General features: G+C 64.0%; 13 protein-coding genes. 9 read left to right on the top strand and 4 right to left on the bottom strand.

Annotated features, from left to right (window positions below; all coding sequences use genetic code 11):
- Window positions 1-91 precede the first annotated feature (91 nt).
- The 3 genes from rlmN to H9627_RS00440 all read left to right on the top strand — a co-directional run bounded on the left by rlmN (window position 92) and on the right by H9627_RS00440 (window position 3,721).
- Window positions 92-1,189, top strand: coding sequence for a 23S rRNA (adenine(2503)-C(2))-methyltransferase RlmN (gene rlmN / locus H9627_RS00450; RefSeq protein ID WP_191732066.1), 1,098 nt, complete (start codon window positions 92-94; stop codon window positions 1,187-1,189).
- A 127-nt stretch (window positions 1,190-1,316) separates the two neighbouring features.
- The gene (locus H9627_RS00445; protein WP_191732065.1) at window positions 1,317-2,141 is read left to right on the top strand and encodes an ABC transporter ATP-binding protein; all 825 of its coding nucleotides are present in this window, start codon (window positions 1,317-1,319) and stop codon (window positions 2,139-2,141) included.
- Window positions 2,138-3,721, top strand: coding sequence for a hypothetical protein (locus H9627_RS00440; RefSeq protein WP_191732064.1), 1,584 nt, complete (start codon window positions 2,138-2,140; stop codon window positions 3,719-3,721). Before H9627_RS00445 ends, H9627_RS00440 begins: the two co-directional genes overlap by 4 nt.
- 308 nt (window positions 3,722-4,029) lie before the next feature.
- Here H9627_RS00440 and H9627_RS00435 read toward each other — a convergent pair whose 3' ends face one another.
- Window positions 4,030-4,458 (bottom strand): DUF2631 domain-containing protein, encoded by a 429-nt coding sequence (locus H9627_RS00435; RefSeq protein WP_191732063.1) that lies wholly within the window; start codon window positions 4,456-4,458, stop codon window positions 4,030-4,032.
- A 338-nt stretch (window positions 4,459-4,796) separates the two neighbouring features.
- Between H9627_RS00435 and dxr the strand changes: the two genes are divergently transcribed.
- The 6 genes from dxr (at window position 4,797) to H9627_RS00405 (ending at window position 13,011) form a co-directional block, all read left to right on the top strand.
- On the top strand, window positions 4,797-5,981 hold the full coding sequence (gene dxr, locus H9627_RS00430) for a 1-deoxy-D-xylulose-5-phosphate reductoisomerase (protein ID WP_191732062.1): 1,185 nt from the start codon (window positions 4,797-4,799) through the stop codon (window positions 5,979-5,981).
- 46 nt (window positions 5,982-6,027) lie between these two features.
- Complete coding sequence (locus tag H9627_RS00425) at window positions 6,028-7,242, top strand: M50 family metallopeptidase (RefSeq protein ID WP_191732061.1); 1,215 nt, start codon at window positions 6,028-6,030, stop codon at window positions 7,240-7,242.
- A 155-nt stretch (window positions 7,243-7,397) separates the two neighbouring features.
- Window positions 7,398-8,579, top strand: coding sequence for a flavodoxin-dependent (E)-4-hydroxy-3-methylbut-2-enyl-diphosphate synthase (ispG, locus tag H9627_RS00420; protein ID WP_191732060.1), 1,182 nt, complete (start codon window positions 7,398-7,400; stop codon window positions 8,577-8,579).
- A 140-nt stretch (window positions 8,580-8,719) separates the two neighbouring features.
- Window positions 8,720-10,576, top strand: a complete 1,857-nt coding sequence (locus tag H9627_RS00415) for a penicillin-binding transpeptidase domain-containing protein (RefSeq protein ID WP_191732059.1) — start codon at window positions 8,720-8,722, stop codon at window positions 10,574-10,576.
- Between the two features lie 72 nt (window positions 10,577-10,648).
- Window positions 10,649-11,524, top strand: a complete 876-nt coding sequence (map, locus tag H9627_RS00410) for a type I methionyl aminopeptidase (protein WP_191732058.1) — start codon at window positions 10,649-10,651, stop codon at window positions 11,522-11,524.
- Window positions 11,525-11,529: 5 nt separating this feature from the next.
- Complete coding sequence (locus tag H9627_RS00405) at window positions 11,530-13,011, top strand: cobyric acid synthase (RefSeq protein ID WP_191732057.1); 1,482 nt, start codon at window positions 11,530-11,532, stop codon at window positions 13,009-13,011.
- Here H9627_RS00405 and H9627_RS00400 read toward each other — a convergent pair.
- The 3 genes from H9627_RS00400 to H9627_RS00390 form a co-directional block, all read right to left on the bottom strand.
- Complete coding sequence (locus tag H9627_RS00400; protein WP_191732056.1) at window positions 12,951-13,712, bottom strand: hypothetical protein; 762 nt, start codon at window positions 13,710-13,712, stop codon at window positions 12,951-12,953. The genes H9627_RS00405 and H9627_RS00400 overlap by 61 nt on opposite strands.
- 229 nt (window positions 13,713-13,941) lie before the next feature.
- Window positions 13,942-14,301 (bottom strand): hypothetical protein, encoded by a 360-nt coding sequence (locus H9627_RS00395; protein WP_191732055.1) that lies wholly within the window; start codon window positions 14,299-14,301, stop codon window positions 13,942-13,944.
- A gap of 42 nt (window positions 14,302-14,343) precedes the next feature.
- Window positions 14,344-14,691 (bottom strand): hypothetical protein, encoded by a 348-nt coding sequence (locus H9627_RS00390; protein ID WP_191732054.1) that lies wholly within the window; start codon window positions 14,689-14,691, stop codon window positions 14,344-14,346.
- Between the last annotated feature and the right edge of the window lie 181 nt (window positions 14,692-14,872).

The following is a 14,872-nucleotide window of genomic DNA, read 5'->3' as shown; positions in this document are numbered from 1 at the left end:
GTGACCGCGCGCGTCACACCCGGGCCGCCCCGGTGATCCCGGGCTCCGGAGTTAGACTGATGGGTCCCCGACGTGCAACAATGGGAATATTATGGCTACACCCTTACCCCTGGTATTTTCTGCCCCCAAGCGCGGTATGCCACCGGCTCACTTCGCAGACCTCTCCGATGAACAACGGATCGAGGCGCTTTCTGAGCTCGGCCTGCCCAAGTTCCGACTCAATCAGATCGCCCGCCACTATTACGGCCGGCTCGAAGCTGACCCGATGACCATGACCGACCTGCCCGAGGACGCCCGCGCCAAGGTCAAGGAGGCCCTCTTCCCGACGCTGATGGAACCCCTCCGCGTCGTGGAGGCCGATGATGAGAACACCCAGAAGACCCTCTGGAAACTCCATGACGGCACCCTCCTGGAATCTGTGCTCATGCGTTACCCGGATCGTGCCACCCTGTGCATCTCCTCGCAGGCCGGTTGTGGCATGGCCTGCCCGTTCTGTGCCACCGGTCAGGGCGGGCTTGACCGCAACCTGTCCATCGGTGAGATCGTCGATCAGGTCCGCAACGCCGCCGCGACCATGCATGCCGAGGGTGGGCGTTTGTCCAACATCGTGTTCATGGGCATGGGTGAGCCACTGGCCAACTACAAGCGTGTGGTCTCCGCGGTTCGTCAGATCACCCAGCCGTCCCCGGACGGTTTCGGCATCTCCCAGCGCAGCGTCACCGTGTCCACTGTCGGCCTGGCGCCGGCGATCAGGAAGCTTGCCGACGAGGACATGTCCGTCACCCTGGCTGTCTCCCTGCACACCCCGGACGATGAACTGCGCGATGAGCTGGTGCCGGTCAATAACCGCTGGTCCGTCGCCGAGGTGCTCGACGCCGCCCGCTACTACGCCGACAAGTCCGGCCGGCGTGTCTCCATCGAATACGCGCTCATCCGTGACATCAACGACCAGGGCTGGCGTGCCGACATGCTGGGTGAGAAGCTGCACAAGGCGCTCGGTTCCCGCGTGCACGTCAACCTCATCCCCCTGAACCCGACCCCGGGTTCCAAGTGGGACGCCTCCCCACGCGAACGCCAGGACGAGTTCGTCCGTCGTGTCATCGCCCAGGGCGTGCCCTGTACCGTGCGTGACACCAAGGGCCAGGAGATCGCGGCGGCCTGTGGTCAGCTTGCCGCGGAGGAGAAGTAACCTGCATCTGCTGATCATTGGCATTATCAGCATTCATCCATAGGGTAACGCTGGTAATCTCGGGCGGGACTATCCATGAACAGGATAGTCCCGCCCGATTTTTGTTTCATGGAAAGCTGATGAGCCGATGACCGATCCGACTCAGGGAATACGCCTGACCGACCCCACCCTCCAGGCACTGGCCGTGCGTGATCTCACCAAGATCTACGGTGGCCAGCCCGCCGCGGACAGTATCAACCTGGACATTCCACGGGGGGCTCTCTACGGTATCGTCGGCCCCAACGGCGCGGGTAAGACCACGATGTTGTCCATGGCCACCGGCTTGGTGCGCCCCACCCGAGGTACGGCGTGGGTCGCCGGGGCCAACGTGTGGGAGGACCCGTTGCGCGCCAAGCGTGCCATGGGACTACTTGCCGACGGTCTGCCCATCTTCGACCGGCTCACCGGTCGTGAGCTGTTGAGTTACGTGGGTGCACTCCGCGGTCTGGACGAAACTGTGGTCCAGGAACGCAGCATGGAGCTTCTCGACGCACTGGGCCTCGCCGATGCGGGGGCCAAGCGGATCGTGGACTACTCGGCCGGCATGACCAAGAAGATCCTGCTGGCCCAGGCATTGCTGCACAATCCCGAGGTGCTCATCCTCGATGAACCACTTGAGGCTGTCGATCCCGTATCCGGCAGACTCATCCAGGAGATCTTGCGGAACTTCACCGCCGCCGGGGGCACTGTGGTGTTGAGCTCCCATGTGATGGAACTGGTGGAGGGATTATGTGATCACGTGGCCATCATCAACCAGGGCCGCGTGGTGGTTGCCGGGCATGTCAATGACATCCGGCGCGGGCGTTCCCTGACCGACGTGTTCGTGGATGTGGTCGGTGGTGCGGCACTGGGGGAGGGATCATTGTCCTGGCTCGGTGGCCGGGATGAGCCCGGAGAGGACAAGCGACGGTGACCAGGACACTGCTGGGGCTCCAGGCCACCATGTGGAAACGCACGGTGTCCGGCAACAACGCCGCAATCACCATGATCACGCTGGTGTCCATCTACGGAATCATCGGCCTGTTCAGCTTCATGCTGATGCTGGGGGAGGGGTTGTCCGGTGGCTCGATGGGCATCCTGGCCGGCATTGTTGCCTCCGGAACCATCGCCTACACCATCGCGGCCATCATGTGGCCCTCTGGCGAGGGGCAGCTGCACCCTGCAGCCTTCGCGCTCATACCGATCCGCGCCCGGGATATCCTCCCGGCGATGGCCGTGGCCACTCTCATGCAGTCACGGGGCATCCTGGCGGTGATCTGCACCGTGACCACCGCCGTGGTGTCCTCCCTGTTCTACCCACCGGCGATGATCCCCGTGGTGTGGGTGATGCTGGCCTGCGCCCTGGTGATGACACTGCTGCTGGGTGAGCTGATCAGTTCCCTCGGTTCCTCCTCATCCTCGAGGGTGAGCAAGGAACGCATGAGCCTGTACGCCTCCGTCGGGTTCATGGTGGTCATCATCGCCTACCAGCTGATGACCTCCCAGGGCGCCTCCGCCCATGTGGACGCCTTCGGACAGATCGTGCGGTGGACCCCCTTCGCCTCCACTGCAGGCGTCATCGAAGCCGCGGCAGCGGGGCAGTGGTTGATGGCTGGGATCCTTCTCATGCTCACGGCCTTCTACCTCGCACTCGGTGTCCGGTTGTGGGTGGCATTGATCAACCGGGCGTTGACAGCGCCACTCGACGGGGGAACCGGATCTCCGACCAAGACGCATAAGGAGGCAGACCCCACGGCCCGGGTCCTCATCCCGGCCGCACTGCCGAGCACACCCTTCTGGGCGGTCTACTTCCGGTCCCTGTTGTACCTGGTCCGCGATTCCAGACTCCTGGCCTCCCTGATCATCTTCCCGATGCTGGGCATCATCTTCCTGGTGCAGGCCTACACCATCGACACCTTCATGATCTACGCGGGACTGGTCATCCTGGCGGTGTTCGGTGGGGCCATCGCCACCAACGATTTCGGTTATGACGGGCCCTCCACCTGGGTAAACATGGTTTCCGGTGCCCCGGCTCGTTCCCTGCTGCTGGGCCGTCACCTGGCGCAGATGACCCCCGTGGCCGCCGGGGTGCTGCTGTTTGCGATCCTCACCCTGGTGATCGCCGGGAACCTGTATCTCAGCATGCTCATCATCGTGATCACCTTCGGAATCCTGGCCACCACCGCGGGCATCGCGCTGTTTGCCACCACCTTCAATCCCTTCGCCACCGCGAAACCCGGCACCAGCCCCTGGGGTGATCGCAGTGGGTATTCGGGCGCGGCCTTCGTCTCGGCGTTTGCCACACTGCTGCTGGGGTGGATCCCCTCCCTGCCCGCCATCGCGCTCACCATCTATGGCTATGCCGGCGGTGTGACCTGGGCGGTGGTGTTGGGTCAGGTCCTGGCCCTGGTGATTCCGTTCGCCCTCTACACCCTGATGATCCGGATCTGTACCCGACGGGTGGAGGACCGGATGCCGGAGATCTTCGATAAGGTCAAAAGCTACGTGGGCTAACCGGGGTGTGTGGACTCGGCCGGGGGACAAGCCGGTCGGCGGGACCGGTCTGGGGGCAGGTCTGTCGACCTGACCGGTTCGAGTGGGCGGAGCAGTTTCTTTCCCCAGCGCACGCCGGGGAAGGATAGCTCCGTCATGAGGGGGTGTTCCTGTGAGCCATCGACCGCGGGGGAGTGCCCACTATGTGTGGGGAGATATGCTCACTTCCGGAACACTCCCGGTATGATCCCGCATATCAGAGGGGGAAGAAGGCATGAAAAAAGGAGCCCGAACAGTATTCGGACTCCCAGGAGAGAAGGAGGAAACCCCTACTTCTTCTCCTCCAGACGCAGCTGGCGGACACGCTCAGGATCGATGTTGACCGAACGCAGCTGGTTGTCGGTCAGCTCACCCCAGGTGCCGGACAGGGTGGACTGGTCGTAGTTCCAGTCAGGCTCCACATGGCCGAGTGGCTTGTTGCGGGCGGTGAGGGTGCGGACCTGGGAGAGCTTGGGCTCGAACAGGTGGATCAGCAGGCCGATGGCGATCAGTGCGGCGAGGACAAGCAGCCAGATCGTCTCGACGTGACCCTGGTGGTTACCGAAGTTGAAACCGAGCAGGAACAGCACAGAGATCCAGCCGGAAATCTGGATTGCGTTGCGTCCGATGTCATGCCAGCCCCATGCTGCCGACGGCTCATCAAGGGTGGAGACACCGTTGTAGATCTCGGGCTCAATCTTGTGGGAGGAACCAGCCACGTCATACTCCTTCATTCGCACACCGCTGATGGAGATCGGCGCGCACCTACAGAACTTGGTTTACTTCCGTTCATGTTCTCACATTTCCCCTGGCGACGCTAAAAAACCACTGTGGTGCATGTCGCTCCCTGTCGCGCTGAGCTGGCGGAATGGGGTTCGCCTGCTGGGTTTTTCCAGAACCCCATCCTTAGTATTGCCCCAAACGGGTGTACCCGGGCACCCCGATCAGCCAAATCAGCCGGGTCCCCACCACGTTCATACCGCGTCCCCACCCCTCACCGCGCACCCTGTGCCGTGCCCAGCCCTGGAATCCACCAAACCCCGGGGAGGGTGCAACAATGGTCCCTGTGACTACAAAGATTCTCATCCTCGGCAGCACCGGATCCATCGGAACCCAGGCGTTGGAGGTTATAGCTGACAACCCCGATCTGTTCACCCTCGTGGGTATCGCCGCGGGCGGGTCCAACCCCGGCCTGGTCATCGAGCAGGCCCGGGCCTTCAACCTCCGGCCACACCAGGTCGCGGTGGCAGGGGAGCGGGCTGCCGCCGAGGTGGGTGAGGCTCTCGGTGGAACGGTCATCGACGGTCCCGACGCTGCACGCACACTGGTGGAATCCGTCCAGGTCTCCGACCCGGCCGATACCGTACTCAATGCGCTCGTCGGTTCCATGGGGCTGGGGGCCACACTGGCCACGCTGCGCTCCGGTGCCCATCTGGCGCTGGCCAACAAGGAATCACTGGTGGCCGGTGGTGATTTCGTGATGTCTCAGGCGCGTCCCGGGCAGATCATCCCGGTGGATTCCGAGCATTCCGCGATGGCACAGTGCCTGCGCAGTGGCGCCGAGGGGGAGGTTGCACGCATCGTGCTGACCGCCTCCGGTGGGCCGTTCCGTGGCTGGACCCGCGAGCAGATGTGGGAGGTCACCCCGGAGCAGGCGGCGGCACACCCCACCTGGTCCATGGGGCAGATGAACACCCTCAATTCCGCCACCCTGATCAACAAGGGCCTGGAGCTCATCGAGGCGACCCTGCTCTTTGACACCGACGCCGATCTCATCGATGTCACGGTGCATCCCCAGTCGATCATCCACTCGATGATCACCTTCAAGGACGGCTGCACCATCGCCCAGGCATCCCCGCCGTCGATGAAGCTGCCGATCTCCCTGGCGATGAACTGGCCCCACCGGGTCCCCGGGGCCCAGCCTGCGCTCGATTTCACCCAGGCCCATACGTGGACCTTCGAGCCTGTCGACGACGCCGCGTTCCCGGCCGTGCAGTTGGCGCGGGACGTCGCACAGCAGAAGGGCACCTTCCCCGCGGTGTACAACGCCGCCAACGAGGAGGCCGCGGCCGCCTTCCTCGCCGGCCGGATCCGTTTCCCGCAGATCGTGGATGTGGTGTCGGAAATACTCCAGGGGGCTTCCGGGTTTGCTGGTGTATCGTCAAATATCGAAGACATTCTGGCCACCGAATCCGAGGCCCGCACGCGGGCGAATCAGCTCATTGACCGGTTGGCCCGATAAGATCATGTCTCGGTAACACCAGTAGTCAGTTAAGGAGCTCCACCGCGTGGCAGCCTATCTCGTCGGTGTGGTGCTGTTCTTCCTCGGCATCGCAGTAACAATCGCGCTTCACGAGTGGGGCCACTACATCACCGCCCGGGCCTTCGGGATGAAGGTCCGCCGGTTCTTCATCGGCTTCGGACCGAGCGTGTTCACCGTGCGCCGCGGTGAGACGGTCTACGGCCTCAAGGCCGTCCCCGTCGGTGGTTTCTGTGACATCGCGGGCATGACCGCGCAGGATGAGCTGGCACCGGACGAACACCACCGCGCGATGTACAACAAGCCGTGGTGGCAGCGCATCATCGTGCTCTCCGGCGGTGTGGTGATGAACATCCTCGTCGGGTTCGTCGTGCTCTACGGCGTCGCGGTCACCTCCGGCATCCCGAATCCGGACGCCGATTTCACGGCCACGGTGGGTTCCGTGCAGTGTGTACCCGACCGCCAGATTGATGCCACAACCCTGTCGGACTGTGTCGGCACCGGACCGGCCGGGGATGCGGGCGTGCGTGTCGGGGACCGGATCCTCGCCGTGGGTGACCGTGAGGTCGCCTCCTTCGAGGAGGTCCGTGACACCGTTCAGCAGCTGCCGGGCGAGACCGTCACCCTGAGCATCGAGCGCGACGGGATGCTTATCGACGTCCCCGTCATCGTCGAGGAGGCCACCCGCCTCGATGCGAGTGGCCGGGAGGTCGCCGTCGGAGCCATCGGTGTGACCAGCCAACCGCCGACCGATGTGTACAAGAAATTCGGCCCCGTGGAGGGTGTGGGAGCAACTGCACGTTTCACCGGCGACATGATCAGTGCCACATTTGACGGTCTGCTGGCCTTCCCGGGCAAGATCCCCGGGGTGGTCGCCTCCATCTTCGGTGCGGAGCGGGAGATCGACGGCCCGATGAGCGTGGTCGGCGCCTCCCGCATCGGCGGCGAACTGGTTGAGCGGTCCATGTGGGACATGTTCATGATGATGCTGGCCAGCCTGAACTTCTTCCTCGCCCTGTTCAACCTGGTTCCGCTGCCCCCACTGGATGGCGGGCACATCGCGGTGGTGCTCTACGAACGCATCCGGGACTTCTTCCGGAAACTGCGCGGCAAGACCCCGGGTGGCCCGGCCGATTACACCAGGCTCATGCCGATCACCGTGGGCATGGCGGCCCTGTTGATGTCCGTCGGTGCGACCGTCATCATCGCCGATGTGGTCAACCCGATCAGGTTGTTCGGTTAGGGCGTCGGTGACAACAGGGCCCGGCAATTGCCGTCTCTGCTGAATCCGCCTGCAGTGATAGACTTTCCTGACATAACTGACTTCAACCCGGAACGTTTCACGGCAGCCGGGGAACCCCACCGGTTCTGACTCTGCCGCACCAAGGAGCATCTAACGTGTCTATGCCAATCGGTCTCGGTCTACCCCCAACCCCACCACCAGTTCTGGCTCCGCGACGTAAAACCCGCCAGCTGATGGTCGGATCGGTCGGTGTCGGATCCGATCATCCGATCTCGGTGCAGTCGATGACCACCACCAAGACCCACGACATCAACGCCACCCTGCAGCAGATCGCCCAGCTGACCGCCAGTGGCTGTGACATCGTGCGCGTGGCGTGCCCGATGCCCATCGATGCCGAGGCGCTGCCCATCATCGCGAAGAAGTCCCCGATCCCGGTGATCGCCGACATCCACTTCCAGCCCAAGTACATCTTCTCCGCCATCGACGCAGGCTGTGCCGCCGTCCGTGTGAACCCGGGCAACATCAAGGAGTTCGATGGTCGCGTCAAGGAGGTCGCCCAGGCCGCAGGTGATGCCGGTATCCCGATCCGTATCGGTGTCAACGGTGGTTCCCTGGATAAGCGCATCCTGGACAAGTACAACGGCAAGGCCACCCCGGAGGCCCTCGTGGAATCCGCGCTGTGGGAGGCCAGCCTCTTCGAGGAGCACGGCTACGGTGACATCGCGATCTCGGTGAAGCACTCCGATCCGGTCCTCATGGTCGAGGCCTACCGCCAGCTGGCGGAGAAGTGCGATTACCCGCTGCACCTCGGTGTGACCGAGGCCGGCCCGAAGTTCATGGGAACCATCAAGTCGTCTGTGGCCTTCGGTGCACTGCTCTCCCAGGGCATCGGTGACACCATCCGCGTGTCCCTGTCTGCTGATCCGGTCGAGGAGATCAAGGTCGGCGATCAGATCCTGCAGTCGCTGAACCTGCGTCCCCGCAAGCTGGAGATCGTCTCCTGCCCATCCTGTGGTCGTGCCCAGGTTGATGTGTACAAGCTGGCAGAGGAGGTCACCGAGGGCCTCGACGGACTTGAGGTCCCCCTGCGCGTGGCGGTCATGGGTTGCGTCGTCAATGGCCCCGGTGAGGCCCGTGACGCCGACCTGGGTGTCGCTTCCGGCAACGGTAAGGGTCAGATCTTCGTCAAGGGCGAGATCATCAAGACCGTGCCCGAATCCCAGATTGTCCAGACCCTCATCGAGGAGGCCATGCGCATCGCCGAAACCATGGACCCTGAGGTCCTGGCGGCCGCCGAGGCCTCCGGCATGAAGGCCGAGGTCAAGGTCACCCGCTAGACCTTCTTTCCTTCCCGGCCGTCGATCACCTCGTGTGATCAACGGCCGGTTTTTCATGCGGGTGGCCTGCGGGGGATGATCTGAAAACACCCACGGTGTGGGAGGCGGAAGCAGGCGGGGAGCTTTGTTAATCTTCACGCATGAAGAAGGCGTGGCGCAGATCCGTGGTGGCAGCAGTCATGACGACGGTCATGGCATCAGGAGGTCTCATCGCCTGCACCCCACGCCCGGACACCGCCGACCCGGTCGCCGCGGATTTCCTGGAGGCCTGGGACAACCAGGACTATGAGGCCTTCACCGGGATCACGGACCAGGCCGACCTGGCCGCCACCACGATGCAGACCACCTATGCGGGACTGCAGGCCGAGGATGTGGAACTGACCCTCGGTGACGTCCAGTCGCGTGAGGCGATCGCCACCGCCACCTACACCGTCACCTGGAAACTTCCCCGGGAACGCGAGCTCACCTATGACGCGTCGATGACCCTGACCAAGATGGGCGACGAGTGGACCGTGCGCTGGCAACCGTCACTGGTCCATCCGCAGCTGGGCGCCAACCAGCATCTGGAACTGCGCGCCGTCAACGCCCAGCGCGCCAGCGTCATCTCCTCCGACGGTGTTCCCGTCCTGCAACCGGGCACCACCTACCGCATCCTGGTGGACCCTGCCGAATCCTCCGATGCCGCCGCAGCCGTGAAGAGGGTCGCCACCTCACTAGAGCAGTCCCACGCCCGTGACCCCCGGGTCCCGCGCATCGACGCCGAGGAGGTGGTCTCCCAACTGGGGGACACCCCCTATTCCCTGGCCACCGTCGATGAGACACTGGGCCGGGAGATGGAGCAGGAACTGGCCGGGGTGCCGGGGATCGTCTTCAACGATGAGGCCGCCATGGTCTCAACCGACCCGTCCTTCGCCCCTGACATCGTCTCCCGTGTGGCGCGGATCGTCGATGAGGAGCTCGATGGTTCCAACGGCTGGCGGGTCTCCATCGTCACCGCCAACGGCGCGGTCATCGATGATGTTGTTTACCATGCCCCTGAGCTGGCACCCAGTGTGCGCATCAGCCTCGACCACGATGTGCAGCGCGCCGCGCAGGAGGCGGTGGACATGCGGCAGGAGATGCAGGCCATGCTGGTGGCTGTGCGCCCCTCCAGCGGTGAGATTCTCGCCGTTGCCCAGACCAGGGAGGCGGATAAGGACGGCAACATCGCGCTGATGGGTATGTTCCCACCCGGCTCCACGTTCAAGATCATCACCGCGGCCGCCGGCATCCAGAACGAGGGGATGACACCGGGCACGCCGGTACCGTGTCCCGGAACCATGAACATCCTCGGGCGCGTCGTGACCAACTACAACGGTTTCTCCCTCGGCACCACGTCCCTCGACCGGGCGTTCGCCTCCTCGTGCAACACCACCTTCGCCGACCTGTCCACCCGCCTCGCGCCGGGGGAGTTGCAGGACGTGGGCAAACAGTTCGGCCTGGGGATCGATTACCAGATCCCTGGGTTGGACACCATCACCGGCAGTGTCCCCGAAGGGGAGACCGCCCTCGACCGCACCGAGGCCGGTTACGGTCAGGGACTCGACCTGGCCAGCCCGTTCGGCATGGCACTGGTGGCCGCGACCGCTGCGGCGGGACGGACCCCGACCCCGGTGCTCATCTCCGGGCACGAGACCACCGCCAGCGAGCAGCCACCGGCTCCTGATCCGGCCGCGATCTCCCAGCTGCAGTCCATGATGGCCTCCGTGGTCAACGGTGGTACCGCACGCGGTATGCAACAGACCGGTGGCCAGATCTACGCGAAGACCGGTGAGGCCGAGATCAACGAGGGGTCCCACTCCTGGTTGACGGGATACCGCGAGGACGACATCGCCTTTGCCACCCTGGTGGTACTCGGTGGGGGATCGGAAACCGCCACCGCCATCACCGACCGGTTCTTCATCCGGCTCGATGAGATGCGGACTGAACGGCAGCCGACCACCACCGCACAGGAGTGATGCCCGCGGATGTGGGAAGCCTCGCCACTACCGGTTCGGCTCCCCTGAGGGTGGGGTACTAGCATGGTGACCATGTCTACACTGCGCGCACCGCTTGTCCCCGGAGAACCAACCCCCATCAGGAAGGTCCCCGCCCACATTGAACGTCCTGAATATGTGTGGAAGGACGAGGTGCAGGAAGCCATCGGTGAGCCCTATGTGCAGACCCCCGAGGTCATCGAGGCGATGCGCGAGACCTCCCGCATCGCAGCCAACGCACTCAAGGTCGCCGGTGCCGCTGTGGCACCGGGTGTGACCACCGATGAGATCGACCGCATCGCCCATGAGTACATGTGCGACAACGGCGCCTACCCCTCGGACCTGGGGTACCGGGGCTTCACCAAATCCGTGTGTGTCTCCCTCAATGAGATCGTGTGCCACGGCATCCCGGACACAACCGTCATCCAGGACGGCGATATCGTCAACATCGATGTCACCGCCTACAAACACGGTGTCCACGGTGACTGCAACGCCACGTTCCTGTCCGGGAATGTCTCCGAGGAGCACCGCCTGCTGGTCGAGCGCACCGAGGAGGCACTGATGCGCAGCATCCGCGCCGCCAAGCCGGGACGTGAGATCAACATCATCGGACGCGTCATCGAATCCTACGCCAAGCGCTTCGGCTACAACGTGGTCCGCGACTTCACCGGCCACGGTATCGGCCCGACCTTCCACAACGGCCTGATCGTGTTGCACTACGACAACACCCAGTACCGCGATATCCTCGTCCCCGGCATGACCCTGACCATTGAACCGATGATCAACCTGGGTTCCCTCGACTACGAGATCTGGGATGACGGCTGGACCGTCCAGAACAAGGACCGGAAGTTCACCGCCCAGTTCGAGCACACCATCGTCATCACCGAGGACGGCAACGAGATCCTCACCCTCCCGGACGAGAACATCTGACACCCATGGCCGCAGGGTCCGCGTTCCTGATCGCCGGCACCACCTCCGATGCCGGGAAATCGGTCATCACCGCCGGGTTGTGCCGTGCCTTCGCGCGCGCCGGGCTGCGGGTGGCACCGTTCAAGGCGCAGAACATGTCCAACAACTCCGCCGTCACCTCAGACGGTGGGGAGATCGGCCGTGCCCAGGCGCTCCAGGCCCTGGCCTGCGGGTTGGAACCGTCCGTGGAGTTCAATCCCATCCTGTTGAAACCCGGCCTGGACAACCGTGCACGACTGGTGATCATGGGCCGGGAAGAGGGGGATGTGGGTGCCGGGGACTATATCCGACACCGCCATGACTTAAGGGGCATCGCGGCGACACAGCTGGCACGTCTGCGGGAACGCTTTGACATCGTGGTGTGCGAGGGGGCGGGATCCCCGGCTGAGATCAATCTGCGGGCCACGGATGTGGCCAATTTCGGTCTGGCGCAGGCGGCACGGCTGCCCGTCTACATCGTCGGTGACATCGACCGGGGTGGGGCGCTCGCCCACCTGTTCGGCACCCATGCGATCATCTCCGAGGAGGACCGCGCGCTGATCCGCGGGTTTGTCATCAACAAGTTCCGCGGGGATCAGGACCTGCTGAAGCCCGGCCTGGTCCAGTTGGAGGAATTGACCGGGGTGGCGACCAAGGCGGTGATCCCCTTCATCGATGGTGTCTGGATCGACGCGGAGGATTCATTGCAGTCCCCGGTGGGGCGCGTGGTCGGTCCGGGCGGGCGACACCCCCTGGGAACCCAGCGTCTCACCATCGCCGCGATCCGACTGCCCCGGATGCTGGGTGCCACGGATGTGGAGGCGCTGGCGGCGGAACCCGGGGTCACGGTCACCTGGGTCGATGATGTGGACTCGGTGTCCGATGCTGATCTGGTCATCATCCCCGGCACGACGGCCACCGTGGCTGATCTCGCCTGGTTGCGGCACCGGGGTCTGGATCGTGCGCTGGGGGACCGTGCCACCCGTGGGATGCCGATCCTGGGCATCGGTGGTGGGTACCAGATGATGGCCACCACGATCACCGAGGAGGGTCACGCCCCGTCGCCGGTGGCTGGCCTTGCGCTTTTCGACGTCCACATCACCTTCACCCCGGACACCACCATGGTCAATCACGGCGACGGTTCCTATGAGGTGCACCACGGGCGGGTGCAGCACCACGGCGAGCAGGCGTGGATTGAGGGGGAGGGGGCGCGTCGACAAGCACTCTTCGGTACCCACCGGCATGGGTACCTGGAAGATGACCGCGCCCGACGGCGGTTCCTCACAGAGGTGGCTGCCCGTGCCGGGAAACCCGGCTTCACCGTCTCCTCCGACACCTCCTTCGATGGTGCCCGGCTCGAGCAGCTCGATCGCATCGCCGATGTTCTCGAGGAACACTGGGACCTGGATCAGCTCCTGGAGGAGGTCAGCAGCCCCGCGAGCGTGGCCAGCACACCGGAAACCAGATAGGTCCAGGCCACGATCACCGGCGACAACCACGGCCACGGGACCTGTGCGGGCAGGACTGCCTGCCCCATCGTGTAGACCATGAGCAGAATCATCATGATGGCGGGCACCGGGATGATCCACCCCGGGAGGGTCGTCGGTGGTTTCCTGACCGCCCGTACCAGCGGGAAGATGCACCCTGCGATGGACATCACCGCAGCCGCCACGATGATGATGGTGGTGATGGTGGTGTCAGCCCCCAGCGACAGCCACGCAACCACCCCGGCACCCCCGGTGGCCAGCAGCGTGGGGCCAGCCCATTTCAAGGGCAACTGTCCAAGCCCACCGAGATAACAGGCCAATGCTGCGGCCGGCATGAGGTAGAACGATGCGGTCATCCCCACCGTGGCGAGTATCGGCGACGACCCCAGCCGCGCGATACCGACGATCATGCCAATGCCGAGGATCACCACACCACCGAGCGCCGAGAGCCACTGGTAGATCCGCGGGGCGTGACGGTGCCGCAGTTGGGTGACCACCGTCGTGGCTCCGAGGGCCACCCCGGCGGCGGACACCAGCGCATAGATCGGGCTTCCCGGCACCAGGGCCGCGGCGATGACCGCCAACAGAACCGCCCCCGCGGTGGCAAGGCTGGCCGTTCCCGCCCGGATATCGCGGTCTCGGGGGCGCGGGGTGAGGGAGCCGTGCAGGGAGGGGATCGACACGTTGGGGATCAGTATTCTTCCGGGGGAGGGGGAACGGACAGTAGCGGAATCGCCATTCAGTCTACCCACCCACCACCCCATCCCCGGTGCCGCCCCGGGTGCGTACAGTCCCAGGCGGTGGTGACCGGTCAGGAGGTGGCGGAAAAGACAAAGGCACCCACCGGTGGGTTGCGTTGTGCTGCCGCGGGGGTGCCTTGTCAGACGTGAACTGATCGGATGATCAGCCTGATTACTGGATGATGCCGTTGTACTTCAGGAAGTTGATGATCGGGAAGACGATGACGCCGAGGATACTGCCGACGGTGAGGGTGTCAAAGACATTCTCCCAGGCACGCAGCCAGCGGGGAACGGGCTCGCCACTGTCATCGCGGGAGGAACCGAAGCCATCGGTGCCGTAACCCGGCTCGTCAGCGTTGAGGTCCTGACCCCACTCCGAGGCGGTGGAACCGTTGGAGGAGATCATCTCGATCAGGCCGGGAGGGGTGTCCTCTGGCTGGTTGGTGTCCTGGGCGGCGGCGACGGTCATGCCACCGAGGGAGATGGCTGCGGCGGAAACAATGGCGATGGCAGAGTTGCGGAACTTACGCATGGGATGCGGACCTTTCAGATCAGGCAGTGGTGGGAGGGTGACTTACTTCAGAACGCCGGTGTAGACCAGGTAGTTGTAGGCAGGGAAGACGATGACACCCAGAACGGAGGCGATGGCACCGATCCAGGTCAGGTCGTACATGTTCTGGACCCAAGCGGGGAGATCGTCACGGTTGTGCTCCTCACCGAGGGCATCCTCGCCGGTGACAGGCGTGCCGGCATCCCACTCATCGCCGACGGCAGCGAAGCCACCGGAGGACAGTGCAGGGAATGCAGAGGAGAGATTAGCGTTGGAGTTGGTGTCCTCCTGGGCGGTGGCGATGGAGGCGGTACCCATGGACAGGGCGAGTGCAGTGATGCCAGCGACTGCAGCGGTGCGGAAAGAACGCATGAGATAGTCCTTTGTAGTTGTTAGTTATTTCCCACCCTTATGGGAGGGGCTGAACAGATTAGTCAGCAACCTCAGATGAAGCGCCAACTGGGCGGATCGCTTAAGACGCAGTGTACCGAGAGCTACCACGGAAGGTGGGAGATCGCTGGGAATAGTCCAGCAAAACAATTCCCATCATATA

It is taken from the genome of Corynebacterium gallinarum, assembly GCF_014837045.1.
Lineage (GTDB): Bacteria > Actinomycetota > Actinomycetes > Mycobacteriales > Mycobacteriaceae > Corynebacterium > Corynebacterium gallinarum.
Note: the sequence above shows the minus strand (reverse complement) of the source record. Positions and strands in the feature narration are given on the sequence as shown.

What these genes read in the sequence shown, in the direction of transcription:
- rlmN (WP_191732066.1), top strand. Translation starts at nt 92, where the DNA reads ATGGCTACACCCTTACCCCTGGTATTTTCTGCCCCCAAGCGCGGTATG.
- H9627_RS00445 (WP_191732065.1), top strand. Translation starts at nt 1,317, where the DNA reads ATGACCGATCCGACTCAGGGAATACGCCTGACCGACCCCACCCTCCAG.
- dxr (WP_191732062.1), top strand. Translation starts at nt 4,797, where the DNA reads ATGGTCCCTGTGACTACAAAGATTCTCATCCTCGGCAGCACCGGATCC.
- H9627_RS00415 (WP_191732059.1), top strand. Translation starts at nt 8,720, where the DNA reads ATGAAGAAGGCGTGGCGCAGATCCGTGGTGGCAGCAGTCATGACGACG.
- map (WP_191732058.1), top strand. Translation starts at nt 10,649, where the DNA reads ATGTCTACACTGCGCGCACCGCTTGTCCCCGGAGAACCAACCCCCATC.
- H9627_RS00405 (WP_191732057.1), top strand. Translation starts at nt 11,530, where the DNA reads ATGGCCGCAGGGTCCGCGTTCCTGATCGCCGGCACCACCTCCGATGCC.
- H9627_RS00395 (WP_191732055.1), bottom strand. Translation starts at nt 14,301, where the DNA reads ATGCGTAAGTTCCGCAACTCTGCCATCGCCATTGTTTCCGCCGCAGCC.
- H9627_RS00390 (WP_191732054.1), bottom strand. Translation starts at nt 14,691, where the DNA reads ATGCGTTCTTTCCGCACCGCTGCAGTCGCTGGCATCACTGCACTCGCC.